This is a genomic window from Alcanivorax sp. S6407 (genome assembly GCF_023016115.1).
Lineage (GTDB): Bacteria > Pseudomonadota > Gammaproteobacteria > Pseudomonadales > Alcanivoracaceae > Alcanivorax.
Window position 1 is genome coordinate 798,911 of sequence record NZ_JALKBH010000002.1, and the last position, 25,732, is coordinate 824,642.

Sequence of the window (25,732 nt, forward strand, 5' to 3'; positions counted from 1 at the left end):
AGCAATGCGTAGCGGACTCCTCATCAGTACGTTCTGTCTTGCCCTGCTGGCCGGTTGCGGCGGCAGCGGCAGCGGCGCCACCACGCAAACCAATCCACCTCCACCGGAAGGCGGCGGACAGACCAGTTATCAAGGGCCAGCCCCGCGCAACAGCGATGTATCGGCGTTCAAGATTTACATCTGGAACAATCTGGTGGATCAACAACGCTGCGGCGCCTGCCATCGCACCCAGCAGCCCGCGTTTGTACAAACCGGCGATATCAATGCGGCCTACGCGGCGGCGAATCCACTCATCAACCTTAATCAGCCCGCCGCCTCACGGCTGGTGCAGAAAGTCGCCGGCGGCCATAACTGCTGGGAGAACGATGCCCAGGTGTGTGCCGACCTGATCAGTACCTGGATCAGTGCCTGGGCCGGAGAAAGCCTGGGCCTGGGCGGTGGCACCACAGAGCTCAGCGAACCGCCGATCAAGGATCCTGGCAACAGCAAGAACTTCCCGGCTGACCCGAGCCTGTTCCAGACCCATGTTTACCCATTACTGGACGACTACTGCTCCGACTGTCACCAGAGTGATGCCAGCACGCCACAAAGCCCCTACATCGCTTCCGATGATGTCAACGAGGCCTATATCGCCGCCCAGAGCAAGATGGATCTGAACCAGCCAGAACTGAGCCGGCTGGTGGAACGTCTGGGGGAAGACGGCCACAACTGCTGGAGCGATTGCAGCAGCGACGCACAAAGCATGGAAGATGCCATTCGTGCCATGGCGAATGGCATCACCGCCACGGCACCGGATGAGGCACTGGTGCTCAGCAAGGCACTCAATGTGGGCGATGGCACCCTGGCCGCCGGCGGCGGCCGCTATGAAAGCAACGTGATTGCCCGTTACGAATTCAAGACCGGCGAAGGCACTGTTGCCTACGATACCTCCGGTGTCGAACCTGCCATCAATCTGCAATTCAGTGGCAACGTGACCTGGGAAGGCGGCTGGGGCATTCGCCTGAACGATGGCAAGGCCCAGGGCAGCACCGTGACCAGCAAAAAACTCGCCGATCTGATTCAGGCCACCGGCGAGCTGACCCTGGAAGCCTGGATCACCCCGGTCAGCACCGGTCAGGACAACGCCCACATCATCAGCTATTCCGCCGGCCCAGATGCGCGCAACCTGACACTGGCGCAAAGCGACAGCGACTTCGTGGTTTACCAGCGCACCGGCGAATCCACCAACCTGAATGGCGAACCCATTCTGGCCACCGATGACATGCCCCTGCAGGCCAGCCAGCAACATATCGCGGTTACCTACGACCCGGTCAACGGTCGCCGGCTGTTTATCAACGGTGAACTGCATCCTGCCCTGGACCCGGCTACACCCGGGCTGCTCAATACCTGGGATGACACTTTCGCCCTGATTCTCGGCAATGAAGCGTCCAACGATCATCCCTGGGAGGGCGTGATACGCTTTGCCGCTATCCACAATCGCGCCCTTACCGCTGAACAGGTGCAGACCAACTTTGCCGCCGGGGTGGGCGAACGCTTCTTCCTGCCGTTCTACATCGGCCACCTGATCGACCAGCCCGGCGCCTATGTGGTGTTCGAGGTGTCACGCTTCGATAACTACAGCTACCTGTTTGCCGCGCCCTACTTCATCAACCTGCAACAGGACACCGTGGAGAGCAGCACGGCCATGTCTGGACTGCGGCTGGGCATCAATGGTCGGGTACCTGATGTGGGCCAATCCTTTGCCCCGCTGGAAGCCGAGTTGGGCGGAGAGGGTTACAGCAGCCAGGGTGAAACCCTGTCCCGGCTGGGAACGCTTTTGCCGGTGGAGCAGGGGCAGGAAGGTGATGAATTTTTCCTGACCTTCGAACAATTGGGCAGCCACAGCAATGTCTTCACCGAGCCCACGCCACTGCCGCTGGCCGCCAATCAGTACGGCGAGCAGCCCGATGTGGGACTGCGAGACTTTGCCGAGATCAATGCCACCATGAGTGTGCTGACCGGCATACCGAAAACCCGCGGCGATATTCCGGATACCTATCAGCGTCTGCGCACCCAGCTGCCCAGTGAGGAAAATATCGAGGCCTTCCTTACCGCCCACCAGATCGGCATCGCCCAGCTGGCCATCGAATACTGCAATGCCCTGGTGGAGGCCGAGCGCAGCAACGACCCGACCATCACCCCGCTGTTCCCGTCCATGAATTACAACAGCGACGTGACCAACATCACCGAACAGCAATGGCGAGACCGGGTTATCGATCCGCTGTTCGAACGCATGATCGGCAACGGCCAGGCGCGCCAGCCCCAGCGCACCGAGATCGGTGCCGAACTGGAGCATCTGCTGTTTGATACCAACCTGACCCAGTGCAGCAACAACTGCATCGAACGCACTGCCACCGCCACCAAAGCCGCCTGCGCCACCGTGCTGGGCAGCGCCAGCATGCTGGTTCAATAGGACGTCAGGGAGAGACAACATGATCAAGCGACACTTTTTCAAAAAACGTCCGCAGCCCCTCCACCCGGATGCGCCGCTTCTCAATATTGGCCACGGCAAGGCGATGACCCGCCGGGACATGCTCGGCCGTGGTCTGGTCAGCGGCGCAGCGTTTGGCACCGTGGGCCTGTTTGGCCTGTTCAGCAACCCCCGCGAAGCCATGGCGGCACTGTCTTCAGATCTGGAAGCGATCAAGACGGACTGTGGCATCGTGGCGGAAGGCGCAGGCAAGATCCCGTTCATTTGTTTCGATCTTGCCGGCGGCGCCAATATTTCCGGTTCCAATGTGCTGGTGGGCGGCCAGGGAGGTCAGGAAGATTTTCTTTCCAGCGCTGGTTATTCGAAACTGGGTCTGCCCGGCAACCTGGCCCCCAACAACAACCCGGGGCTTGTTAACAGGGATCTCGGCCTGGCCTTCCACAGCGATTCCGCCTTCCTGCGCGGCATCCTGCAAAAGGCTTCGGCGGCAGCGCCCAACATCAATGGCTGCGTGATTCCCGCCCGCTCTGAAAACGATACCGCCAACAATCCCCACAACCCCATGTACGGGATTTTCAGCGCCGGCGCCGATGGCGAACTCATGTCGCTGATTGGCTCGCGCAGTTCACTGTCCGGTGGCAACTCACTGGCCCCGGATGGCTCCATCATTGCCTCTGCCCGGCCGACCAAAATTGATCGTTTCTCCGATGTGACCGGACTGGTGGATACCGGCAAGCTGGTGGGCCTGTTGAATCAGGAAGACGCCACCGCGGTGATGGAATCCATTGCCCGCATCAGCCACAAACGCATCGACCGTATCGACAGCGGCCTCACCGATGCCAACCGTCGCAGCAACCTTCAGGACCTGCTCCGATGTGGCTATGTGGAAGCTGCGGACATTACCGATCGCTACGGTGATCCGACCCCACTCAAGGTGGAGGAAGATCTGGATATTCTGTCGATCTTTTCAGAGAACGAACTGAATGATCGCGAGTTCGCCAAGACCGCGTCGATCATGAAGCTGGTGGTAAACGGCTATGCCGGGGCTGGCTGTATATCCATGGGCGGTTTTGATTATCACACCGGCGAGCGTGCCACCGGCGAAATGCGTGACCTGCGTGCCGGCCGTTGCATGGGCGCCTGTCTGGAATATGCCCGTCGCAAGGGCGTACCGATCATGCTGTACGTATTCAGCGACGGCTCCGTGGCCAGCAACGGGCGTATTGATGATTCGGTCAACGGCCGTGGCAAGGGCGAATGGACTGGCGATAACTCCTCCACCGCCGCCTCCTTCATTCTGGTCTACAACCCGGCCAGCCGCCCCACCCTCAACAACGGGCAACAGCAGCTGGGCTGGATGCGTCCGGATGCCTCGGTAGAAACCGCCGGCAGCCCGGCGGCCAACAACGTCAACCTGCTGGCGGAAACCGTGTGGCTCAACTACATGGCCCTGCACGGTGAACAAAGCCAGTTCGCCAGCCGCTTCCCCAACCACAGCCTGGGCAATGCCACCTCGCTGGACCGGCTTACCGCATTCGAGCCAATTGTGAACGGGACGATATAAGCCGCGAGCTACAAGCTTCAAGCTTCAAGCTTCAAGCTTCAAGCTGCAACACGTGGACATGCCCCGTTAACCGGGTAGCTTTATGCTCCACGCTGCCATGCTCTGAAAGCAAAAAACCAAACCTGTCAGGGTGCGGTTTTTTGATTTCGGCTTTGATCGCCCTAAGATCGATTCCATGTTTTGCACGGTTTGCTTTCTTTTTCCATTCGAACAGAGTTTCTGGAATCCTTACCTCGCTTAGGCTCGGATCGCGAGCAGGCTCGCTCCTACAGCAGCGCTGTAGAAGCGCAGAAACCCGGGAACCATTTTGGGCTTGCCTTTCCAATCAAGCGTAGCTTGTAGCTTGTAGCTTGTAGCTCGTAGCTAGATCTTCTCGCTCACCTCCGCCTGGCGTAGCAGCTGGATGAACTCGCTGCGATAGCCATAGGCATCTTCGCCCTTGTTCTTCTGTGCCAGCTCGATGGCATCGTCCAGATTCCAGTCGCCGGCGTACTGGCTTCCCTTGAGAATCTGTGCCGCACCGGCCACCGCTACGGCAAAAGCCGTTTCACGGTTTTGCAGCGCATCCGCATCGGTTGTTGCCACCGGCACCGGCGTTTCAATCAGTTGCGAACGACTCTCCCCGGGGCGCTTGTAGCGCAGTTTCAGGAACGCGTACTCACCGGAGAAGTCGCTTTCCGTTTTGCCGCCCGGTTTTTCATAACGTCCCGGCTCGATCATTGGCGATGCGCCCACCGGGGTAATTTCATAGATCGCCGTTACCGTATGACCGGCACCAATTTCCCCGGCGTCCACCTTGTCGTTATTGAAGTCTTCCCGCTCCAGCGCCCGGGTTTCGTAACCGAGCAGGCGATACTCCTGCACCGTTGCCGGATTGAACTCCACCTGGATTTTCACATCTTCGGCGATCGGCACCAGCGACGAGGTAGACTCGGTCACCAGCACCTTGCGCGCTTCATTGAGCGTATCGATGTAGGCGGCCACCCCATTACCGTTCTGGGCCAGCGTCTGCATCAGGCTGTCGTTGTAGTTGCCCTGACCAAAACCCAGCACCGACAGGTAGATTCCCTTGTCCCGCTGGCGGGTAATCAAACCCTCCAGCGCATCCTGATCGGTCACCCCCACATTGAAGTCCCCGTCCGTGGCCAGAATCACCCGGTTGATGGCCTCCTTGTCGAAATGCTGCTCGGCCAGGTCATAGGCCAGCTGAATCCCCTCTCCGCCTGCGGTGGAGCCGCCGGCACGCAACTGGTTCAACGCTGCCTCGATCTTGTGCTTGTCACTGACTTCTGTGGGCTCCAGCACCACACCCGCCGCACCGGCATAGACCACCAGGGCAACCGTGTCTTCGGGGTTCATCTGGTCCACCATCATGCGCAGGGAGCGGGTGACCAGCGGCAACTTGTCTTCTGCCATCATGCTGCCGGACACATCCAGCAGAAACACCAGATTGGCTCGGGGCCGCGATTGCTGCTTAGGTTCATAACCCTTGATGCCGATATGCACCAGCTTGTTACCCGCCCGCCAGGGAGAATCACTCACGCTTACCTGAGTCAGGAACGGGGTGTCGGGAGAATCCGGAGCGGGATAGTCATAGTCGAAATAGTTCACCCACTCTTCCAGCCGGATCGCATCCGGCTGCGGCAGACGACCATGATTGATCTGGCGACGGGAAAAACTGTAGGAGGCCGTATCCACATCGATGGAGAACGTGGATACCGGCGACTCTGCCGTTCTGTGAATGCCGTTATCGTCAATCTCGGTAAAGCGATCACGCTCTTGCTGAGGCGCCATCATGGCGATTGACGTCTGCGGGGCGGCCATGACCGGTGCAATGCCGTTATAGGCGCTGTCAGCCATCATCCTTTTAGCCTGTGGAGCCACCGGCTTGCTGGCCACTTCCTGCATTTGGCGCGTCTCAGCGGCCTGCTCTGCCTGATGGGAACAGGCCCCCAGCGCAATGCCGATAGCCAGTACGAGCGGGGTACGAATCAGAGTTTTCACGGTTACCTCCTGGGTATTTTTTTATCCTTCATGGAGGTAAGACGGACAGGCTCGGGAACTGCCTCATTTTTTATGCCGCTTCGCGGCTGCAACACGCTTCACGCAACATGCGGCACGCAAAGATCAAAAGCGGATTTACCACAGAGGGCACAGAGTTCACTGAGGACGGAGTAAAGCGCTGGAGCAGCAGGTTCCCGCAAACCCGGGATTAACGGGCGCTACTCTCTGCCTCTTGCTCAAGCAACGGGCCGAGTTCGCACCAGCCGTCCTGACTCGCCGGGGCAAGGGGAGCAAAAGTCGCCGGGTATCTTGTATTCACCGTTTGGAAGGCCTGCTGCAAAAGGGCCACATCGGCAGGGTCACAATCACTGGCTTCTACCGCGAGCACCGCCTCGGCCAGAGCCGCCATTTGCGTGTCGCTGGTGGCAGCCGGATCGCCCTGATACACCGCCAGATAATCCTGCCAGGGCACGTCCTCTGCCACCGGCTCTGGTGCCAGTTGCGCCGCTGAGGGCAACGATGATGGTGCAGGTGCCAGCGGCGCCGGCCGGGGCTTGGCTTGCACCATGGCTCGCTCACTCATGACTGGCGCACTTTCCGCCATGGCACTATCAAACTCGGCACCGCCTGCCACCCCATCCGCGAGGTAACTCGACGACGCCGCCATGCCCGACTCGCTACGGCTGGGCAGGTCACGGGCTTTTTTTGCCTCGGGCTCACGGCGCTGCCGCTCCAGCAGTTCCCGCTGGGGCAGCTCATCAGACTGGCTGTCGTCTGACATCTCCGCCTGTTCCTCCATGGGGGAGTGCATGGCCGCACTCTGTTCCGGCATTACCGGTAGTTGCCCTTGGCGGAAAAGCAGCACGCCCACCAGAGCCACACTGGCGGTCATGCCTATCGTCGCCCAGTGCCAACGGAAAAAGCTATGCCAAACCGCCCCGTGGGAGGCTTTCGGCACCGCTGCAGACAGCGCCAGCCACTGCTGGCGCAGAGCATTACTACTGGCCAATGCGCTTTTCAGTGCGCCCTCTTGCTCGGCATTGAGCGCGCCCTCCTGCCAGGCAGCAAGAATCTCGTCCTCACTGGCAAAGCCGGTGAACAGGGGCGAGGACAGCAAGGCATCACCAGCCTCCGCCGGTTGCCTGAGGGACTGCATCAACGCTTTCTCATTGTCCGAATTCAAACGTGACCTCCCCGTTATCCGTCATGCCCATCTCTGCCAGCACCCCATGCAGACGCTGACGCAAGGCCTGCAAGCGGCGCTGCACCGTGGCCGCACTGCTGCCGGTCAGTTCCGCGATACGGCGACTGGCAAGACCATCCTCATAATGCAGAGCCAGCAACAGACGGTCGTCTGCCGACAGGGACATGGAAGCCACCAGTTGTGACAGAGCCTCTTCTTCTTTTGACGGACAACCCTGCCCCCCTGCCTCACCGGCATGCCCTTGCAGCAGCACAGACATCAGCGTGAGAGCCTGCTGACGCTGGGCCTCGGCAAAGCCAGCATCCATGGAGGCGCCGGCGTCGTCTGGCAGGTTCTCCAACCCCAGCTCGGTGACACAGCACTCGGCGAAGCCGGGTTCGCCACAGCGAGGAATGCGCCGCTTGATCTCACCAATGGCATCCTGAATGAGGCCATCACGAAACTCTTCAGCAAGCCGGGCCTGAATGGTTTCCGGCCACTGGCGTTCCAGGCACAGCATGCGCCATAAACGCACCCAGCCCTGTCCCATGGCCTGTAGCCATTGCGGCGGGCGCGGCCGGCCGAACTTGCGGCGGGCATAATCTTCCATGGCGCGCCCGGCCACCGCATGGGCATAGGTTCCCGGAGCACTCTTGCCGGTGAAGCCCTGCAACGCTGCCCAGTCATTATCACTGAGCGCTTCCAGCATAGCGGTACAGGCTTCCTCCGCCAGCACCGGCTGCACAAAGCGACGCGCCGCCATGCGTTCCAGTCCGGCCATGAAGGCAGGATCAAAAATTATCGCGGGCCAGTCCACAGGATCAGCGCCAGCCTGAGGGTTGCTCATGAAAACATCGTCAGTTGCAGGTTGCCTCACTTGTAGCCTAATTGCAGAACCGATACCAGTTTTCGCAAACGGCAGATGACGCCACCGCCTTGCCTGCTACACTGCCAGCAGATTTTTCTGTGGAGCACGACATGTCCCGTATTTACGCCCCGACCCTGTGGCTGATACTCAGCTTGCTGCCGCTGTCTGCGGTTGCCGAGGACCGCTGGCAACAGCATGAGTGGGATGTGATGGGCACCCGGGCCAGCGTCACACTATGGGCCGAGCAGGATGCCGCGCCATTGTTTGCGGCGCTGGAAGCGGAGATGTCACGCCTCAACGAGCTGCTTTCTCCCTGGATTGAAAGCAGTGAGCTGGCCCGGGTGAACCGCGAGGCGGCCACCAGCGCGCAAACCGTCAGCGCCGATTTTTACGCCCTGCTGGAACGCTCACGTCATTACTATCAGCTCACCGATGGCGCCTTCGACATCAGCTTCGCCAGTGCCGGCCATCTCTATGACTATCGCGAAGGCAAGGCCCCGGACGAGCCCACCCTGAAAGCCGCCACTCGCCATATTGATGCCCGCAACATCCAGCTGCTACCCAACCATCAGGTACGTTTTACCGATCCCGGCACAGTGATCGACCTGGGCGGTATCGCCAAGGGCTACGCCATCGATCAGGGCATTGCCATTCTCAAACAGGCCGGGGTAACCCAGGCCTGGTTGTCGCTGGGTGGCGACAGCTATGTGCTGGGAGACCATCACGGTCGACCGTGGACGGTGGGCATTCAGCACCCCAGAGACCGGGAGGCCATCGCCATGCGCCTGCCGCTGATCGATACCGCCATGTCTACATCAGGGGACTATCAGCGCTATTTCATCAAGGATGGCGAACGCATCCATCACATCATTTCACCGGACACCGGCAAGAGTGCCGGCGAACTGGTCAGCGTCACCATTCTCACCGACAAGAGCGTGGACGCCGATGCGCTGTCCACCAGTGTCTTTGTGATGGGGCGGGAAAAAGGTCTGGCCATGATCAACCGACTGCCTGGTACCTCGGTGATCATTATCGACAAACGGGGGGAGGTGTATTACTCGGAAGATCTGGCACCGGCGCAGTAAGCGGGCCAGACACGGCTACTTGTCCTCGTCACCGGGGAGCAGGAAATCATTGAACAGATCTTCCAGGGAGCGCTCCTCTGCCGTCGATGGAATGGGATCAGGCTCCGGCAGGGCGTCAATATCCACCGGCGCAAACAGCAACAGGTCATCTTCTTCGGCAACCGGGTCGACAGGCTCCCTGACCAGCACTTCACCGGTGACCCGCCCCTTGTCCAGAGTCAACTGTACGACATGCTCGAAGTCGTCAAGATCCGGGTTATCCCTGGCTTCCCAATAGTCTGGCACATCCAGATGGCGGGGCAGACGACATAATGTCAGGGTACCGCTGTAATCCAGTGGCAGATCCACATCTTCAAACGCCCAGCTGCTGTCCATGTGGCCGGAGAGACGCACCGCCTCCACCCCGTTCAGCGCCGGGTAGCGGGGCGGTTTACTGATCTCGTTACCCGCATCGTCAAACTCGAGAAACTGCATTGGCTGCGCCAGCAACAGTGTTGTCAGCAACAACTGGCCATCACGAATCTCGTAATGCGCCTGCCAGCCTCGCCAACAGGCCGAACTGTCATTACCCGGGTGCAGGCCGTGCTCGTCGGGAGAGAACAGCCCCTCCCGGACATCAAAGACCTCCCCCTGGTAAGACAGCCCGTGCTGCAACTGAGTGGTCACTGGATCGCCTCAGGCTGCGCTGGCTGCTCTTCGGGGGCAGGCTCGGCAGGCATTCGGCTGGTTCTCAAAGAGCGATAAACCAGATCCGCCAACCCTTCATGGGCAGCAGCAGAGAAGCGTCGCAGGCGCTGACGGTTACGGGCCAGGTGCTGCACGGCTTCCGCCTGCAGTACATATTGCTGTCGGCTCATCAGGCTATCGGCCCGTTGTTGCAGCTCGGCCAGCATCCGTTGCAGCTCAGGCAGCTCCTGGTTGAAATGATCCAGTCGTTCGACACGATTGGCCGCATACAGCACCCGGCTGCGCAGAGCACGGTTTTCTTCCAGCAGCGACTCCATGTCTTTCAGGGCGCGATCACGCTGCCACTGCCGCGGCACGATATCCTCCTGCATTTCCCACAGCAGCAGGCCACGGTAAAAATCCAGCTTTTCATTCATGTCCGGCCGGGCCTTGTCGCCCCATTGGCCTGTCAGGTCTCGGGCTTCCTGTTGCGCCTGCCATAGCCGACGCTCTTCATCGGTGGCAAAAGGCAACGGGTCGTTATCCTTGAGCGCCTCCTGGTAACGTCGCTCCAGCCGAGTCAGCCGGCCCTGAAAATCCTGATGGGACAGGGATTCGAGCAACGCCTGCGCTTCCGGACGCATGGCCCGCTGCTTGCGCTCCTGAGCCTGCAGCATGTTGCCCAGCGCCGGCATTTTCTGCTGCCACAACGATAGCAGGTTCTGCTGGCGCATCAGCTCATGGTACTGGCTCCAGCCCTGCTGGAAGCCGGCGGTGGCAAACCAGTTATAGAAAGTGGGAAAGCTGCTCACCCGTTGCGGCAAAAACGGTGGCACCGGATCCATGGCCGTAGACCACTGTGGCTCGCCCACCATCTCTGCAAACCACTCGCCGCTGGCAATGCGCCCCTCCAGGTCCTCAAGATAGTCATCCAGCGAAGCAAAGCGACTGATGGCAGTCTCGAACCCGGCCTTTGCCCGCTTCTGGCTACCCACCTGGTCATACAGCAGCGGGATCGCCAACTGGGCTTCCTGTACCGCAGGGCGCTGGATCGACATCTGGTCAAGACGCTGTAGCGCTGGCAGGGCCTTGCCGGGCTGCTCTTCTATCAACAGGGCGCGGGCGTAGAGCATCATGGACTCGTCCGCAAACGGCCCCTCCGCGCGGGCAGCGGAAAGCACTTCCAGCGCTCGCTCTTCCTGATCGCTACGCAACATATAAATAGACAAGGCCAGCATGGCCTTGTCCTTGATCGCATCGGTCTCTGCTTCGCCAGGCGGCAGATTAGCCAGCTGCCACAGCCATTCCTGGCCCATGGACGGGTGCTCACCATTGATCCAGCTGATGGCCAGGTTGTAGCGCAGGTAGGCATTGAGAGGATTGTCGGCGGCGAAGGCATCCAGAGATTCTGCCGCCTCTTCATAGCGGCCCAGGCGCATCAGCACCTTGGCCTTCAGGCTGTAATAGATTTCTGCCAGTTCGGCCTCAGGGCGGCCGACCTTGTCATCCAGCGTCTTCAGGGCTTCGCGATACTTGCCTTGCCGATAATAGAGACTGGCCAGATGGATCCAGGCCCGCCGGGCCACCCCGTCACTGACCTGGGTATCCAGCAGGGCACTGAATACCTGCTCGGCATCCTCAGGCATGCCGTAGGCGCTGTACATGGCCCCAAGCAGCACCTGAAGATCGCTACGGTGATGCGGTACTTCACCACGCTCAAGCGCCATTTGCGCACGGGTCAGGGCCGCAAAGTAGTCTCCCTGCAAATACAGGTACGCCACTTCACCATAGGCAGGATCTTCTACCTTGTGTTCCTGATCAAGACGGGCCCAGGCCTGGGCCGCCAGCAACAGGCTCAGACTGACAAGCAGTAGTCGCATGGATCAGCGCCAGTCACGAAAGCGGAAACGGGGCTGCTGCTTGGACTCATCGTCTTCGATGTGCAGCTGAACGAAATGCCGGCCATGGCCTTTTTCAAACTGGCCATTCACACCCCGGCGGATTTCGGTGCCCTGGGGGCCATCGCCAGTGACAAAGGCCACCAGTTCATGGCCGCCATTCTTCACGTTGGCCAGGGCCAGACGCTGCACCGCGCCATTGCGCAGGGCCCGCACTTCCTTTTCGGTGTACAGATGACTGGCAATCACTTCCCCGTCCAGCTCCAGCGTGATGCTGTCCGGTTCGAAGAAGTGGCCCACATCCAGGGAGACGTAAATCCCCACCTGGGTATCTGCAGGAAACAGCAATTCCTCTTCCAGCAGCAGCAGACGCTTGTTGACCTCAAGCACTTCGCGCTTGAAATCCGCCAGATCCTTGTCCAGCTCGGCGCTCTGCAGCGGCGCGAAGGCCAGCAGCAGGAGCACGATGACTACACGGCGCATCCATCCCTCTCACAACAATTTTTTGCTGAATCTAACACACCTTTGTGCCAGTAGCTGTTGCCACCTTCCATCTCTTTATTGACCATATCCGTCGGGTGATACATTTTTCAGTCAAATGTTCCTTGCCACAACCTCGCCATGAGTACCATTATCAAAAGGTCGATAGCGATATCGACTCCGTGCCGGCGGCCCGGTCATACGTCGCGCCATGCGCGCCTTGCAAAGGGCGCGGTGGCGCGACAGGAGTCCGGGCCGTCCGGCATGCACTTATCTTCCCGCCTGACGCCTGACGCCTGACGCCTGACGCCATCAAGACTGATCAACTCTTTCCATAAAGCACAACCCTTTGCGCCATGATCGCGCCCTTGCACATTCCAGCATCAGAGACGAACCGGTCCAGTTGCGGGTTTGGTTCTTTGCTTTTTTAGCGTCTGGCATCCAGCGTCAAGCATCCGGCATGCACCCATTGAACCTTCTGGTTATTCTTGGCTCCAATGTCAGGACATTACGAAACGGGATCCCCATGAAAACACTGCTTTCTGTCTGGCTGCTTGTGACAGCCCTCTTTCTCTCCGGCTGTCAGACGCTGGGTTCGCTGGAATCACCGGAAGTGACGGTGGCGGGGATCAATCTGAACAAGGTGACTCTGTTTGAGCAGGAGTGGGGATTGACCTTGCGCGCCCGCAACCCCAATGATCGGGAGCTGACACTGAAAAGCATGGATTACGAGATCTATGTGAATGGCGAAAAGTTTGGTCGCGGCCTCACCGCTGACAGCGTCACCCTGCCGGCCATGGGCGATGCCACCGTGACCACCACTATCACCACCAGCCTGCTGGAAAGCCTGCAGAAATTGCAGCAGATCCAGCAGGATCCCGGCACACCACTGACCTACCGACTGGTGGGCAAAGCCAAGGTCGCCGGCGTCCCCATTCCGCTCAGCTTCGACAGGAAAGGCGAAATGAAGTTACCGGCCATGCAATAACGCTTTTTCAAAACGTCAGCGATTTCCACGGCTGCCCACTAGCGATAAACAAGTTGCGAGTTGCGAGTTGCGAAAGGCAAAACCCAATTCTTCCCGGATTGTAGCTGTCTTTTGATTTTCGAAACTCGTTACTCGTTACTCGCCACTGAATCCTCTCCCCTCCCCCGCCGAAACCGCGCCGGGGTCTGCCCGGTCCAGCGTCGAAAGGCATGGTTGAAATTCGACAGTTCCGAAAAGCCCAGGCGATCGCTGATTTCGTCAAGCGTCAGCACCCCCATTTCCAGCCACTGCTCCGCCAGCATCCGGCGTATCTCATCCAGCAGCGCCCTGTAGCTGGTGCCCTCCTGCTTGAGATGCCTGCGCAGGGTACGGCTGGTCATGGCCATTTCCGCCGCCACCGCATCCGCGGAGGGAAAATGTCCCATCTGTTGCAGCAAACGACGCCGTACCCGTGCCGCCACACTGTCCTGGGCAAAGCGGCGGGCCAGTAGCTGATCACACTGCTCTTCGCACAGCCGGGCTGTCATCGGGTTAGCCTGGGGTAATGATCGGCCCAGGGCCTCAATGGCAAAGGCCGCTTCGCTGCGGGCGCTGTCAAACTCAGGGCAGCGACCAAACAGACGCAGAAAGTCCTCTTCATTGCCGGAAGGCAAGCGCAGATGCAAAGAGGAAAGTGGCACCCGCTCGGAAAACAGTTCCCGCTGGATCACCATGATCGCACTGGCATCGCGAGCCAGCAGATAGGGACGCAGCGATTCCGGCAAGTGCCGATCGCCAAGCTCCAGCACCGCCTCGTCTCCGCGCTCCTGAAGACTCACCTTCAGGAAGGCGAACGTCAGGCCCAGATACCGCAACCCAAGACGCAGCGCATCGCCAAAGGTGGGACTGGTCAGCAGGGCAAACCCCCACACGCCATAGCTGCTCAGATGGTAACGCTGCCCCATGGCCAACCCGTGGCCCACCGGATCCTGCAGACGCTCGCAAAGGTTGTGAATCACCCGCAATTCCTGCTCGGCCTCGATGGTCGCATCGTCCTGCTGATGAAGGCTGTCGAGGCGGATACCCGAGCCCTGCAACAAGGCAGCCGCATCGAGTCCTTGCTCGACACCGTAGGCCACCTGCAGGCGCACACTGGTGAGGGTTCGGGGAGCCGTCATGACATGTCCGTTTTCCACAATTTTCTGTCCCACAATGCCATAAACATGGCCTGCGGGTCTCGCTAGAGTGGACTCAATAATGACAATAGAGATGTTTACCTCATGGACACCACACACCAGGTCATCATTATTGGTGCCGGCTTTGGCGGGCTGGGCATGGCCATCCGGCTCAAGGAACAGGGCCAGGATGATTTACTGATCCTCGAAAAGGCCGACGAAGTGGGCGGCTGCTGGCGAGACAACACCTACCCCGGCGCCGCCTGCGACGTGCCCTCGCACCTCTACTCCTTTTCCTTTGAACGCCATTACCCGTGGACGCGCCGGTTTGCCCCCCAGGAGGAGATCCTTGCCTACCAGCAGTATTGCGCGCGCAAATATGACCTCTATCGCCACATTCGTTTCCATACCGAAGTGACCGAGGCCCGTTTTCGCGAAGAGGACAGCATCTGGGAACTCACTCTGGGCAACGGCGAGACGCTCACCTGCCAGGCGCTGATCACCGCCACCGGCCAGCTCAATCAACCCGCCTACCCGCCACTGCCCGGCATCGAGGGCTTCCAGGGACAGCAGTTCCACAGTGCGCGCTGGAATCACGATCTGGATCTGACCGGCAAGACGGTAGCAGTGGTCGGCACCGGCGCCAGTGCCATCCAGTTCGTGCCGGAAGTGGCGAAAAAGGCGGCCAAGGTGATGCTGTTCCAGCGTTCGGCAGCTCATGTAATTGCCAAACCGGACCGCGCCTATACCCGCTTCGAGCACTGGCTGCTCAAGCACCTGCCGATTACCCAGACCCTGGACCGGCTGCGCATCTACGCCAGCAACGAGTCCCGGGTGCTTGGCTTTACCTCTCTGCAGCAAGCCATGAAGATTTACGAGTGGCTATTCAAACGCCATCTCAACAAGCAGATTGCCGACCCAATGCTGCGCGAAAAGCTGACCCCGGATTATCCCATGGGCTGCAAGCGCATTCTCATGTCCAATGACTATTACCCGGCACTGGCACAAGACAATGTGGAGGTCATCAACCACGGCATTCAATCTGTTGAAGGCAACGGTCTGACCGACAGCAGCGGCATTCATCATGATGCCGATGTCATCATCTATGGTACCGGCTTCCAGGCCACCGACTTCCTGACCCCCATGAAGATCACCGGGCGCAACGGACAGGACCTGAACCAGGCATGGCAGGACGGTGCCGAAGCCTATCTGGGCATCGCCGTGCATGGCTTCCCCAACCTGTTCATGCTGTATGGTCCGAACACCAACCTCGGCCACAACTCCATCATTTACATGCTGGAAAGCCAGATTCACTACATCCGCCAATGTCTCGCCGCCATGGAGGACAACGGTCTCAAGGCGCTGGATGTGCGCACCAATGTCCAGGCCCGCTTCAACGCCGACATACAACACAAGATTCGCGATACGGTCTGGAACAAGGGCTGTCACAGCTGGTACAAAACCGAGTCCGGCAAGAACACTAACAACTGGCCGGGTTTCACTTTCGATTATCGCCGCCTGACCCGTCAGGTTAACTGGAGCGACTATGAGCTTGTTCGTTGATCGGGTCAGCCGTTCACAATCGTTCATGCAACAACTGCTGGCACGACTGTTACGCCTGTCCCTGGCGCTGTTGTTCAAACCTGCCACCCGGTTTTTGAGCCTGAACGCACAACGCCGCTGGCTGGACATCATGGCTCTCAGCACCCTGCGCGCACGCGATGTTGCCGACCACGACGCCCCTGTTGCCGGCGTACCGTGCCGCCATTACCAACCACTGAACGTCCAGTCCACGGTGCTGTATCTGCATGGCGGCGGCTATGTGGCCGGCAGCCCTGACAGCCACAAGTCCGTGACATCGCATCTGGCTCGATTTGCCAACGCCCGGGTGGTGGTGCCGGATTACAGGCTGGCTCCGGAGCATCCCTGCCCGGCCGCCATCGAGGATGCGCTGGCGGTCTACCAGAGCCTGCTCGATCAAGGTGTGGCAGCACAGAACCTGACGTTGGCGGGCGACTCTGCCGGTGGCGGGCTGGCTCTTGCCACCCTGCTCATGCTCAAGGAAAAACAGCTCCCCCTGCCCGCCTGCGTGATTCTGTTTTCACCCTGGGCGGACCTGACCCTGAACCAGCTGTTCGATACCGACCGCGACATCATGCTCAGCAGAGAGTGGCTGCAGCAATCTGCCACCGCCTATGCCGGTATCGACCCGGCCCGGCCCGAATGCTCACCTATCAATGGCGACCTGAGTGGTCTGCCGCCGGTACTGATTCAGGCCGGAAGCGACGAGATTCTCCTGAATGACAGCCTGCGCCTGTGCGACACACTGAATCAGGCAGGCAGCAATGCGCGATTGCAGGTACACCCGCAGCGCTGGCATGATTTTCAACTGCATGCAGGGGTGCTGGCCGATGCTGATCATGCACTGATGACCTGCGCCCGGTTTATTCATCAGCACTGCAAGGAAGCACAATCATGAACCGCATCTTTATCACCGGTGCCGCCAGCGGTATTGGTCTCGCCACGGCCAGACTGTTCCATCGCAAGGGTTGGCAGGTAGGGCTCACCGACATCAATGAGCAGGCACTGCAGACCCTCTCCGAAGAGCTGGGTGGTTGCTGGTACCGTCAGCTGGATGTGACCGATGAACAGTCCTGCCATCAGGCTGCCAGCGACTTCGCCAGCCACGGCGGGCTGGACGTGCTGTTCAACTGTGCCGGCATTCTGCAGATGGGGCGCTTCGAGGATATTCCGGCCGCCAAACACAAGCAGATCATCGACATCAACGTGACCGGGCTGATCTACATGAGCCTGGCCGCTTACCCGCATTTGCTGGAAAGCGAAGCGCCGGTGGTGATCAACATGAGCTCGGCATCGGCCATGTATGGCACCCCGCACTTTTCCTCCTACTCCGCCAGCAAGTTCGCGGTTCGCTCGCTGACAGAATCCCTGGATATCGAATGGGGGCGCCAGGGCATCCGGGTTGCCGACATCATGCCGCCCTTCGTTAGCACCCCCATGGTCACCGATGCTGACTTCCGCGCCCCGGTGATCGATCGCATGGGCGTGAATCTGGATGCCGAAGACATCGCCAACGCCGTCTGGCACACCGCCAATCATGACACCGGCGTACACAACCCGGTGGGCGGCGTGTTCAAACTGATGAAACTGGGCGACAAACTGCTCCCCGGCTTCACCACCCGTTTGCTGATGAAATTCATGAGCAGGGAGTGACGCCTGACGCCTGACGCCTTATTGCGTCGGCAAAACACTCTCTAGTGGCTGCTGTGGGAGCTTGCCTGCAAGCGATCCGAGCCTGGGCGAGGTAATAGTTTCGAGTTGCGAGTAACGAGTTTCGAAGGGCCAAACCTCAAATAGCGTGTCCGGCCCAGTTTTTTGATCTTCGAAACCCGGTACTCGCAACCCGCTTCTGGAATCCTTACCTCGCTTGGGCTCGGATCGCGAGCAGGCTCGTTATTCGCTCCGCTCACCCCTTCGGGGCCGCACTACGTGCGTTACTCCGCTACGCTACGTTCCTACAGGGGCTTCGTAGAAATGATGGAGCTCGGGAACTTTTCCCGGTTTTTCCTTCCAATCAAGCGTAGCTTGTAGCTTGTAGCTTGTAGCTTGTAGCTTGTAGCTTGTAGCTTGTAGCTTGTAGCTTGTAGCTTGTAGCTTGTAGCTTGTAGCTTGTAGCTTGTAGCTTGTAGCTTGTAGCTCAAAGCGCCTCTTCCACCGGTGCCGCGAAGGTAATCGTCACCTGCCGCTTGCCCCACGCCCGGGCTGCCTCCAGATCTTCTCCCATGTAGATATCAATCTTGTGCTTCCAGCGTCGGTTCATCTTGTCTTTCACCACCCAGACACCCGGCAGTCCTTCAATCTCCACCTCCGCGTTATGCCCCAGCCCCAACGGAATCAGATCCCGGGAAACGGCGATGGCCTGCATGCCTGGCTCCAGTCGGTCTCCCCATGCCGCCAGCGCGTGATCCTTGCCAGCCCCCTGCCCGTGCAGGGAGTTATAGGCGGTGGCGGTCACCGTCAGGGTGACCGGCGGCGGGCCGGATTCGCCCGCTGACACCGCCCAGGTGATGATCACCAGCACGGCTGCCAGCCCCAGGGCTTTCACCTTGCTTTGCAGAGAGATCGGTACAGTCATTCAATGCTCCGGACAATAATGATCGTGATGATAACTTTTCTTCTTAACGCCTGCGGCGCGCGGCAGCCTTTTGATGCTGAAAAACTCCCGCTCTCGCCGACACTGCGACAGTGGCAGCCCGTCTCTTCACCGAGGGCAGTGGTACTCGGCCTGCACAGTTTTGGCGACTATTCCGCTGCGTTTACCCAGTTGGGTCCCCTGTTCGCCAATGCCGGCATCTATCTGGAGAGTTATGACCAGGCCGGATTTGGCGAGCGCCAAATAGAAGGCAGATGGGCGGGTGAATCGTTATTGGTGAAGGAAGCCGCCCGGCGCATAGCGTATTTATCAGAAGTTTATCACCAGCCAGTGTTTGTAATGGGTGAAAGCCTGGGCGGCGCCGTCGCCATACTGGCCGCACTGGAGCATCCACAAAGTGTGGCGGGCATCATTCTTTCCGGCCCGGCCGTGCGTGAGGGCATCCGTTTTCGGTATACCTGGAATGCCGCCATCGCCAGTGCCGCCGCGCTGGCGCCGGGCTATCGCGTCAAGGTGGAACGAGATCCGCAAGACCCGTTGCTCGCCCCCTCCCAGGCGCGACGGCTTGCGCAAGACGACAAGATCATCCGCCAGGTACGACTAGACAGCTACTGGGGGCTGATTCAGCTCGCCGACAGCGCCAGTGATCTTGCCCCCACCCTCAACCATAACGACACGCCGGTCTTGCTGCTCTACGGAGAAAGGGACACCAGCGTTCCCGAAGCCGGCATCGTCGCGCTAAGACAACATCTGCAGGGCCAACTCACGTACCACGCCATTGCCCAGGGACCTCATCTGCTCCTGCAAGGCAAGCAGTGGCAAACCACCGGCAACTTGATCATCGACTGGGTAAAGCAACAGCAAGACACACTGCAGGTGCTGCAGAGCAGGCCAGCCTCGCACTCCGCAGACACCGCATTTGGCCCACCAGGCCAGTTACAGGCCCGCTCAGACTGATACCCTGTGTGCACCCAACCCATAGTGGCAACACACAGCCATCCCCAGGAGGACGTATCATGAGCAAACGGGTTCTGATCACCGGCGGCAACTCCGGCATCGGCTTTTGTACCGCAGAGCAACTGGCCGGCCGCGGCGCCGAGGTCATTCTCGCCTGCCGGGATCTGGACAAGGGCCAGGCCGCCGTTGCCCGGATCAAGAACGCCCACCCGTCTGCCAAGGTCCGCCTGTTCCAACTGGACCTGTCTGATCTGGAAAACGTGCGAGACAGCGCCGCCATCATCAACCGGGAGCTGGACTCACTGGATGTGCTGATCAATAACGCCGGCGTGGTCCCCACCCGCCAGCAATTCAGCAAGGATGGCTACGAAATGCAGTTTGCGGTGAACTACCTGGGCCCGGTGTTGTTCACCCACCTGATGCTGCCACTGCTGCAAAAAGGTCAACAGCCGCGCATCCTGCATCTGGCATCCGTGGCGCACTGGCTGGGCCGTATCAACAAGAAGACCTGGCGAGGCCGCAAGCCCTATCTGGTCATGGATGCCTACGGACAATCCAAGCTGGCCAATATCCTGTTCAGCAATGTGCTGGCAGACCGCCTGGCGGAACTTGGCATTACCAGTAATGCCCTGCACCCCGGCGGCGTAGACACGCCCATATTCCGTTATGCCCCGAAAGCCCTGATGGCACTGATTCGCCCCACCCTGACCACACCGGAAAAAGCCGCCCGCCTGCCCGTCAGCCTGGCCCTGGATCCACAGTATGCCGGGGTCAGCGGGGAATACTTCGCCAACTTCAAGCCCGCCATGCGCTCGCCCCTGGCGCGCAACCCGCAACTGGCTGAAACCCTCTATTACGACACCATGGCAGAGCTGGATCTGCCGGCGCTCTGAGCCTCTCCCTGAGTCAGGCAGCCCCGCCCGGGGCTGCACTTTGCCCCGTTGGCACGGTAAAACACCGTAACGCAATGGCTACGCAACTTTGCATTATGGATTGGCCGAAGGGAGCAAACAGCGCTAATGTTAGGACGAGGGTACCTCTGAATCCCTGTTTACCAGCCAGGCCCTTCAGGCAGGACGCCTGATGATCGCCCGGTGACACAGATAGAGGTCCAAACTCCCCCCGGGAAAGGAGGGGACTGAAGACATCATCACGGAAGGGACTGCCGTGAGCCTGGATCATCCATTACTGCAAGTCCTGGTGGTAGACCACCGCGACTCACGCCTTGCCTTGCCCCAGCGCCTGGCCGCTCGGGGATGGCAACTTGTTGTCCAGAAACTCGACGCCCTGGACACCACCATCTGGCCCGGGGTCGGCATCATTCACCTGCCCGGCCCGGAATCCTGGGAATGCCTCAACGCTGTCAGCGACCGTCTACAGGATGGCAGCTATATTGCCCTGTGCAGCAAGGAAGCCCTGGGCAGCGATAAAATCCAGGCACTGATCGGCACCGCCTTTCACGATTACTGTGAGGATACCGCTCCCACCCGGCACATTGCGGATTTCCTGGAGCGACTGCTGGCGGAAAGCCGCCCCCGCTTCGACAACCTGCCGACTCCGCCGCTGATCCTCGGCCTGTCGCCGGCCATGACCGAACTGCGCCATAAACTCTCTATCTACGGGCGCACCGAACTACCGGTGCTGCTGCAGGGGGAAAGTGGCACCGGCAAGGAATACGCCGCCCAGTGGATCCATCAGCATTCGCCCCGCCGCGAACAGCCCTTTGTCACCCTGAACTGCGCCGCCATTGAAGACAGCCTGTTCTGCAGCGAACTATTCGGCTACCAGCAAGGCGCCTTCCCCGGCGCTGCCCGCAGCTACCCGGGAAAACTGCGCGAGGCAGAGGGTGGCACTCTTTTTCTGGATGAAATTGGTGACCTGTCTCAGACCAGCCAGGCCAACCTGCTGCGCTTTCTGGAATCGGAGCAGTTCACCCCCATGGGCAACAGCTGCGCGCAGCATGCCGACATCCGCATCATCTGCGCCAGTAACCATTGCCTGGAAGACGAAGTGGACGCCGGCAACTTCCGGCTGGACCTGTTTCATCGCCTCAATGTTCTGGCCCTGACATTGCCACCGCTGCGCAGCCACCAGGAAGACATACCGGTGCTGGCCGAGCACTTTCTCAGCCACCACGAGCCACCGGTGGTACTGGATGATTCCGCCATGGCCACATTGATGGAACATGACTTCCCCGGCAATGTGCGCGAACTGAGAAACTGTCTGTTGAGAGCGGCGGTGAACAATCGCAACGGCATTATCCGCAGCGTCGATCTCGGCCTGGCCCCGGCCAGCGAGTCCAACCAGGCCATACAAAGCCTGTCGCAATACCGTAACCGTCAGGAAAGACACTACATTCGCCAGTGTCTGGTGGAGTGTCAGAACAATGTGCAGGAAGCCGCTAAACGCCTGCAGATCAGCCGCTCAAGCCTCTATCGACTAATCGAAAAGCATCATATTCCACTGCCCTGAACCTGCTGCCACTCCTGTTCCAGAGCCGCCTCGGCCACTGCCTGCTGAAGCTGCGGATAGAACGCCAGAAAACCTTGCTCCAGCGCCTCATAGCGTGGCGCGATCTCGTCTACCATGCCGGCAAAATGGTTGGCGAAACGAATCCGCGCGGCAATCACATCCAGCGCCTGACCCACCTGGTCCAGCTGCGCATAGCGGTTAAGCAGGTCATGCTCAACCAGTCGCTGCACTCGCTGCCGCATTAGATCCGGCATCAGCGCATCACCCGCCTGCAGATGACGGTAATGCAGTTCAATCAGTTCGCTGCGAGGCTGCGCATAGAACGTAGACCAGTGGCGCCACAGAAAATGATCGAACAACACATCGAGGGCCACGCCGGCAAAACGTCGCCGGGCAGAAGAAAACTGGCGTCGCTGGGCCTGTACCCAATCATGGGAATCGGTGAAACGATCCACCAGGCGATGGTTTTCCAGCCCGTCACGGACCGCCACCGGCAATGTCGCCACCTCCACGCCACGCATGAAGTCGCCCAGCATGTTCCCCACCTTGGAGGACACCGAAGGCTGCGCCAGGCACAGATGGGCAAGATAATTCATTACAGCGCGCCCCCGCGGGGGCGCTCAGCGATCAGCCCGGAGGCCAGCTGAAAGAACGACCACCCAGCACATGCACATGCAGGTGGAACACGGTCTGGCTGGCGCCGGCGCCGTTGTTCACGTTAAGGCGAAAATCCTCCAGACCTTCCTGCCTGGCTACCTGGCTGGCCACCAGCAACAGATGCCCCAGCAGCGCCTGATCTTCTCCCTCGGCGTCAGACAACTTCGGGATAGGCTTTTTCGGAATCACCAGAAAATGGGTGGGGGCCTGGGGATTGATATCCCGGAACGCCAGACACTGATCATCTTCAAAAATGATGTCTGCAGGGATTTCACGGTCGATGATCTTGGAAAACAGGGTTTCAGACATGGATATCGCGGCTCCTGGGGGCTCGATGCCAGTATCGGCTGCACGGTTTGACGCAAGATGTGCACTTTGCGGACTATAGTGTGTGCCACGGTTCACAGCTCACACGATAATTGCACCAAATTCGTCCGTAGACGGTGACGTTCGCCTTAGCGGCAGGTCAGAATGGTGGCATTATAGTGCTCTCTGAACCCACTTTTGATCAACCGGAACAGCATGGCCACACTCTTCGTTGAAAATTTGACCGTCGCCGACTTTTCCTACCTGCATCCCAAACGCGGGATGGTCGGTGAATCCTGGCTGGTAGATCTCGAACTGAGCGGAGATCTGGACAATCAGGGCATGGTGTTTGACTTCGGCCACATCAAGAAGCGTATCAAGGACGCCATTGATGAAAGCGTCGACCATCGCCTGCTGGTCCCGGTGGACTGCGATCAGGCCAGCGTGGCAGAACGCGACAATGACACCAGCCTGGAATGGAATTACCGCGGCGGCACCATTCGCATGGTCGTTCCCAGTGAGAGCCTGCTGCTGATGCCCGGCACGGAAGTCTCCAAGGCCAGCCTGACGCTGTATCTGATGGAACTGGTGCAAGGCGTGGTACCGGACAACGTGCATGAAGTCCGCGTTGTGCTTCGCGAAGAAGATACCGGTACCGCCCCCTTCTATCACTACTCCCATGGCCTGAAGAAGCATGACGGCAACTGCCAGCGCATTGCCCATGGCCATCGCTCCAACATCCATATCTTCGAGAACGGCCGCCGCAGCCGTTACTGGGAAAAGCTCTGGGCCGATCGCTGGGAAGACATCTACCTGGGCACCCGTGAAGATCTGGAAGGCACCTACTACATCGACGAGATTCCCCATCACCGCTTCCGCTACGATGCGCCCCAGGGCCATTTCGAGCTGGTGATTCCGGAAGATCACTGCTACCTGATCGACACCGATTCCACCGTGGAGCAACTGGCAGCCCATATCGCTGAGCAACTGGCAGCGGAAGCTCCCGGCAAACACTTCCGGGTGCGCGCCTTCGAAGGCGTCGGCAAGGGCGCCATCGCCGAAGCCGGCGAAGACATGCCCGGCAAGGCGCATTCAGGCTGGCTGAGTGGCGCGGCGGTAATCTGACGCGCCCCCCTGTAGGAACGTAGCACTGCAGAAGCCCGGGAACTTTTCCGGGTTTTCCTATCGAATCAAGCGTAGCTTGTAGCTTGTAGCTTGTAGCTTGTAGCTTGTAGCTATTATTCCTCGTCCAGAATCCGTTCCGCTTCTTCCTGAATCAGCCTGCGCAGCCAGCGATGGGCCACGTTGTGATGCAGCAACGATGACCAGGCCATCTTCAGTTCGAACTCGGGAATATCAAACGGTGGCTTCTTGATCAGCAGGCGCGGATTCTGGGCCTGCATTTTTGCCACCCGGGAAGGCAACGTAGCGACCAGATCATTGTTCATGGCCAGCAATGCGGGCATCTGATAGTGGCGGGTGAAGATACTGATCTTGCGGCTCTTGCCCAATTGCTCCAGCGCATGATCAATCCAGCCCAGCCCACCCAGCTTTTCCGGATTCATGCCGAAGCCCACACCGAAACCGGTCTTGGACACCCAGATGTGCTGGGCCGACAGGTAGCTATCCAGATCAAAATCCTTGGCAATCGGGTTATCGCGATTGAGCAGACAGGAGAAGGAATCCTTCCACAGGCTGACCTGGTGAAACGAGCCGGGAATTTCATTGAAACGGTTCACCGCCATGTCCACCCGACCCTGCTCCATATCCTGATAACTCACGTCTGAAGGGGTCAGGAAATCAAGCACCACATGGGGGGCTTCCGCCCGCAGCCGGCGCACGATATGCGGCACCAGAGTGCCTTCCGCATAGTCACTGGTCATGATCCGGAACACCCGGCGGCTTTCCTCCGGGCGGAAGCCGTCTTCCGGGGTGAACAACTGCTCGGTCTGGGCAAGAATCTGGCGCACCAGCGGGCGTAACTCCTGGGCCCGTTCGGTGGCCGTCATGCCATCACTGGTGCGAATCAGCAGCGGATCACCGAACAGCTCCCGTAGCCGCTTGAGGGAATTGCTCATGGCGGGCTGGGTAATACCCAGCTGTTCTGCAGCCCGGGTGACATTCTGCTCCCGTAACAGGACATCAAGGTACTTGAGCAGGTTGAGATCCGCAGAGGCTATATTCATCAATCAGATTGCCGAAGAGGTTGTCATTGATGTGATGAATTCTAGCACCGGCACAGGCCCGCTCCTAATGTGGCCCTGATCACATTCCCGGCACAGGACAACCGCTAAGTAAAATTGGTTAGCGCAAACAGTGTTAACAACGTCTCTAATTAGCATTAATGGCAACGTGCCAGTATCGCCTGAGAGCATAAAAATGCGTAAGGTGAGCCTTGTTCATCCCTGTTCACTAACCTTTCGGCCCTGTTGTCGAACCCCGGCGAGCCGCAATCGCCAGAGAGGTTCAGTTTGCTGAAAGTGCATCAGAGGTAATTATGACCAGTAACGTCACCACGCGAGCCGAGAAGTTCGTGGTGCGTTTTCCTTGCGGAATGCGTGCAGAAGTCTCAGAAGCGGCCCGGTTTAGCCACCGCAGCATGAATGCAGAAATCATTGCCCGGCTGCAGCACAGCCTGAGCAACTGGCCCGAGGCCATGCCCCAGGGAGCACCTGCCGTACCGGCAGGTAACGAGGAAGCCTACCTTCTGGAACGCTTCCGTCGCCTTTCCCCTGCCAAACAGCAGGCGTTATTGGCTCTGCTCGACTAGTCTCCCTACAATAGGCGATTCAGGGCCGGACACGTA

23 protein-coding genes are annotated in these 25,732 nt (G+C 59.3%); 12 read left to right on the forward strand and 11 right to left on the reverse strand.

The window, feature by feature from the left end:
* Positions 1–4 precede the first annotated feature (4 nt).
* On the forward strand, positions 5–2,452 hold the full coding sequence (locus MWU49_RS06890) for a LamG domain-containing protein (protein WP_246969845.1): 2,448 nt from the start codon (positions 5–7) through the stop codon (positions 2,450–2,452).
* A gap of 19 nt (positions 2,453–2,471) precedes the next feature.
* Positions 2,472–4,034, forward strand: coding sequence for a general secretion pathway protein GspF (locus MWU49_RS06895; protein ID WP_246969848.1), 1,563 nt, complete (start codon positions 2,472–2,474; stop codon positions 4,032–4,034).
* Between the two features lie 363 nt (positions 4,035–4,397).
* Here the strand turns inward: MWU49_RS06895 and MWU49_RS06900 are convergent, their stop codons facing one another.
* The 3 genes from MWU49_RS06900 to MWU49_RS06910 all read right to left on the reverse strand — a co-directional run bounded on the left by MWU49_RS06900 (position 4,398) and on the right by MWU49_RS06910 (position 8,068).
* Positions 4,398–6,038: a VWA domain-containing protein gene (locus tag MWU49_RS06900; protein ID WP_246969850.1), complete on the reverse strand. Its 1,641-nt coding sequence runs from the start codon at positions 6,036–6,038 to the stop codon at positions 4,398–4,400.
* Between the two features lie 208 nt (positions 6,039–6,246).
* Positions 6,247–7,221 carry a hypothetical protein gene (locus tag MWU49_RS06905; RefSeq protein ID WP_246969852.1) on the reverse strand — a complete coding sequence of 325 codons (975 nt, stop codon included), beginning with the start codon at positions 7,219–7,221 and terminating at the stop codon, positions 6,247–6,249.
* The gene (locus tag MWU49_RS06910) at positions 7,205–8,068 is read right to left on the reverse strand and encodes a sigma factor-like helix-turn-helix DNA-binding protein (RefSeq protein WP_246969855.1); all 864 of its coding nucleotides are present in this window, start codon (positions 8,066–8,068) and stop codon (positions 7,205–7,207) included. Before MWU49_RS06910 ends, MWU49_RS06905 begins: the two co-directional genes overlap by 17 nt.
* Positions 8,069–8,199: 131 nt before the next feature.
* On the opposite strand from MWU49_RS06910, the gene MWU49_RS06915 reads away from it, so the two are divergent.
* On the forward strand, positions 8,200–9,174 hold the full coding sequence (locus MWU49_RS06915; protein WP_246969857.1) for an FAD:protein FMN transferase: 975 nt from the start codon (positions 8,200–8,202) through the stop codon (positions 9,172–9,174).
* A gap of 15 nt (positions 9,175–9,189) precedes the next feature.
* Here MWU49_RS06915 and MWU49_RS06920 read toward each other — a convergent pair whose 3' ends face one another.
* From MWU49_RS06920 to MWU49_RS06930, 3 genes are read right to left on the reverse strand one after another with little or no spacing between them, the layout of a single operon-like run.
* Entirely contained in the window at positions 9,190–9,840 is a 651-nt protein-coding gene (locus MWU49_RS06920) for a hypothetical protein (RefSeq protein ID WP_246969859.1), read from the reverse strand.
* Positions 9,837–11,720 (reverse strand): tetratricopeptide repeat protein, encoded by a 1,884-nt coding sequence (locus MWU49_RS06925; protein ID WP_246969861.1) that lies wholly within the window; start codon positions 11,718–11,720, stop codon positions 9,837–9,839. The genes MWU49_RS06920 and MWU49_RS06925 overlap by 4 nt, the downstream gene beginning before the upstream one ends.
* A 3-nt stretch (positions 11,721–11,723) precedes the next feature.
* Positions 11,724–12,221: a hypothetical protein gene (locus MWU49_RS06930; protein ID WP_246969863.1), complete on the reverse strand. Its 498-nt coding sequence runs from the start codon at positions 12,219–12,221 to the stop codon at positions 11,724–11,726.
* Positions 12,222–12,744: 523 nt separating this feature from the next.
* Here MWU49_RS06930 and MWU49_RS06935 point away from each other — a divergent pair.
* A complete protein-coding gene (locus MWU49_RS06935) occupies positions 12,745–13,206 on the forward strand; it encodes an LEA type 2 family protein (protein ID WP_246969866.1) in 462 nt (153 codons plus the stop codon).
* Between the two features lie 128 nt (positions 13,207–13,334).
* Here MWU49_RS06935 and MWU49_RS06940 read toward each other — a convergent pair whose 3' ends face one another.
* Complete coding sequence (locus tag MWU49_RS06940; RefSeq protein WP_246969869.1) at positions 13,335–14,363, reverse strand: AraC family transcriptional regulator; 1,029 nt, start codon at positions 14,361–14,363, stop codon at positions 13,335–13,337.
* A gap of 102 nt (positions 14,364–14,465) precedes the next feature.
* Between MWU49_RS06940 and MWU49_RS06945 the strand changes: the two genes are divergently transcribed.
* Genes MWU49_RS06945 through MWU49_RS06955 form a run of 3 tightly spaced genes read left to right on the forward strand, consistent with a single transcriptional unit; the run spans position 14,466 to position 17,594 of the window.
* The gene (locus tag MWU49_RS06945; protein ID WP_246969872.1) at positions 14,466–15,923 is read left to right on the forward strand and encodes an NAD(P)/FAD-dependent oxidoreductase; all 1,458 of its coding nucleotides are present in this window, start codon (positions 14,466–14,468) and stop codon (positions 15,921–15,923) included.
* Positions 15,907–16,839 (forward strand): alpha/beta hydrolase, encoded by a 933-nt coding sequence (locus MWU49_RS06950; RefSeq protein WP_246969875.1) that lies wholly within the window; start codon positions 15,907–15,909, stop codon positions 16,837–16,839. Before MWU49_RS06945 ends, MWU49_RS06950 begins: the two co-directional genes overlap by 17 nt.
* Positions 16,836–17,594: an SDR family oxidoreductase gene (locus MWU49_RS06955; protein WP_246969878.1), complete on the forward strand. Its 759-nt coding sequence runs from the start codon at positions 16,836–16,838 to the stop codon at positions 17,592–17,594. The genes MWU49_RS06950 and MWU49_RS06955 overlap by 4 nt, the downstream gene beginning before the upstream one ends.
* A gap of 484 nt (positions 17,595–18,078) precedes the next feature.
* Here the strand turns inward: MWU49_RS06955 and MWU49_RS06960 are convergent, their stop codons facing one another.
* Complete coding sequence (locus MWU49_RS06960) at positions 18,079–18,516, reverse strand: 3D domain-containing protein (RefSeq protein ID WP_246969882.1); 438 nt, start codon at positions 18,514–18,516, stop codon at positions 18,079–18,081.
* A gap of 27 nt (positions 18,517–18,543) precedes the next feature.
* Between MWU49_RS06960 and MWU49_RS06965 the strand changes: the two genes are divergently transcribed.
* From MWU49_RS06965 to MWU49_RS06975, 3 genes are all read left to right on the forward strand, one after another.
* Positions 18,544–19,491 (forward strand): alpha/beta fold hydrolase, encoded by a 948-nt coding sequence (locus MWU49_RS06965; RefSeq protein WP_246969885.1) that lies wholly within the window; start codon positions 18,544–18,546, stop codon positions 19,489–19,491.
* A 59-nt stretch (positions 19,492–19,550) separates the two neighbouring features.
* The gene (locus tag MWU49_RS06970; RefSeq protein ID WP_246969889.1) at positions 19,551–20,384 is read left to right on the forward strand and encodes an SDR family oxidoreductase; all 834 of its coding nucleotides are present in this window, start codon (positions 19,551–19,553) and stop codon (positions 20,382–20,384) included.
* Positions 20,385–20,658: 274 nt separating this feature from the next.
* Positions 20,659–21,963, forward strand: coding sequence for a sigma-54 dependent transcriptional regulator (locus MWU49_RS06975; RefSeq protein WP_246969892.1), 1,305 nt, complete (start codon positions 20,659–20,661; stop codon positions 21,961–21,963).
* Here the strand turns inward: MWU49_RS06975 and MWU49_RS06980 are convergent.
* Together MWU49_RS06980 and MWU49_RS06985 are read right to left on the reverse strand one after the other, a co-directional pair.
* Positions 21,945–22,559 (reverse strand): ACP phosphodiesterase, encoded by a 615-nt coding sequence (locus tag MWU49_RS06980; RefSeq protein ID WP_246969895.1) that lies wholly within the window; start codon positions 22,557–22,559, stop codon positions 21,945–21,947. The two genes, MWU49_RS06975 and MWU49_RS06980, sit on opposite strands and share 19 nt — an antisense overlap.
* Positions 22,560–22,590: 31 nt before the next feature.
* A complete protein-coding gene (locus tag MWU49_RS06985; protein WP_246969898.1) occupies positions 22,591–22,929 on the reverse strand; it encodes a histidine triad nucleotide-binding protein in 339 nt (112 codons plus the stop codon).
* 213 nt (positions 22,930–23,142) lie between these two features.
* On the opposite strand from MWU49_RS06985, the gene MWU49_RS06990 reads away from it, so the two are divergent.
* A complete protein-coding gene (locus tag MWU49_RS06990) occupies positions 23,143–24,051 on the forward strand; it encodes a 6-carboxytetrahydropterin synthase (protein WP_246969901.1) in 909 nt (302 codons plus the stop codon).
* A gap of 113 nt (positions 24,052–24,164) precedes the next feature.
* On the opposite strand, the gene MWU49_RS06995 is transcribed toward MWU49_RS06990, so the two are convergent.
* Entirely contained in the window at positions 24,165–25,112 is a 948-nt protein-coding gene (locus MWU49_RS06995) for a LysR family transcriptional regulator (RefSeq protein WP_246969905.1), read from the reverse strand.
* Positions 25,113–25,423: 311 nt separating this feature from the next.
* Between MWU49_RS06995 and MWU49_RS07000 the strand changes: the two genes are divergently transcribed.
* The gene (locus MWU49_RS07000) at positions 25,424–25,696 is read left to right on the forward strand and encodes an Arc family DNA-binding protein (RefSeq protein ID WP_246969908.1); all 273 of its coding nucleotides are present in this window, start codon (positions 25,424–25,426) and stop codon (positions 25,694–25,696) included.
* Positions 25,697–25,732: the final 36 nt, after the last annotated feature.

Coding starts and splice junctions, on each gene's coding strand:
- MWU49_RS06990 (WP_246969901.1), top strand. CDS start 23,143: ATGGCCACACTCTTCGTTGAAAATTTGACCGTCGCCGACTTTTCCTAC.
- MWU49_RS06955 (WP_246969878.1), top strand. CDS start 16,836: ATGAACCGCATCTTTATCACCGGTGCCGCCAGCGGTATTGGTCTCGCC.
- MWU49_RS06970 (WP_246969889.1), top strand. CDS start 19,551: ATGAGCAAACGGGTTCTGATCACCGGCGGCAACTCCGGCATCGGCTTT.
- MWU49_RS06910 (WP_246969855.1), bottom strand. CDS start 8,068: ATGAGCAACCCTCAGGCTGGCGCTGATCCTGTGGACTGGCCCGCGATA.
- MWU49_RS06995 (WP_246969905.1), bottom strand. CDS start 25,112: ATGAATATAGCCTCTGCGGATCTCAACCTGCTCAAGTACCTTGATGTC.
- MWU49_RS07000 (WP_246969908.1), top strand. CDS start 25,424: ATGACCAGTAACGTCACCACGCGAGCCGAGAAGTTCGTGGTGCGTTTT.
- MWU49_RS06980 (WP_246969895.1), bottom strand. CDS start 22,559: ATGAATTATCTTGCCCATCTGTGCCTGGCGCAGCCTTCGGTGTCCTCC.
- MWU49_RS06925 (WP_246969861.1), bottom strand. CDS start 11,720: ATGCGACTACTGCTTGTCAGTCTGAGCCTGTTGCTGGCGGCCCAGGCC.
- MWU49_RS06960 (WP_246969882.1), bottom strand. CDS start 18,516: ATGACTGTACCGATCTCTCTGCAAAGCAAGGTGAAAGCCCTGGGGCTG.
- MWU49_RS06945 (WP_246969872.1), top strand. CDS start 14,466: ATGGACACCACACACCAGGTCATCATTATTGGTGCCGGCTTTGGCGGG.
- MWU49_RS06985 (WP_246969898.1), bottom strand. CDS start 22,929: ATGTCTGAAACCCTGTTTTCCAAGATCATCGACCGTGAAATCCCTGCA.
- MWU49_RS06950 (WP_246969875.1), top strand. CDS start 15,907: ATGAGCTTGTTCGTTGATCGGGTCAGCCGTTCACAATCGTTCATGCAA.
- MWU49_RS06890 (WP_246969845.1), top strand. CDS start 5: ATGCGTAGCGGACTCCTCATCAGTACGTTCTGTCTTGCCCTGCTGGCC.
- MWU49_RS06965 (WP_246969885.1), top strand. CDS start 18,544: ATGATAACTTTTCTTCTTAACGCCTGCGGCGCGCGGCAGCCTTTTGAT.
- MWU49_RS06935 (WP_246969866.1), top strand. CDS start 12,745: ATGAAAACACTGCTTTCTGTCTGGCTGCTTGTGACAGCCCTCTTTCTC.
- MWU49_RS06940 (WP_246969869.1), bottom strand. CDS start 14,363: ATGACGGCTCCCCGAACCCTCACCAGTGTGCGCCTGCAGGTGGCCTAC.
- MWU49_RS06930 (WP_246969863.1), bottom strand. CDS start 12,221: ATGCGCCGTGTAGTCATCGTGCTCCTGCTGCTGGCCTTCGCGCCGCTG.
- MWU49_RS06915 (WP_246969857.1), top strand. CDS start 8,200: ATGTCCCGTATTTACGCCCCGACCCTGTGGCTGATACTCAGCTTGCTG.
- MWU49_RS06895 (WP_246969848.1), top strand. CDS start 2,472: ATGATCAAGCGACACTTTTTCAAAAAACGTCCGCAGCCCCTCCACCCG.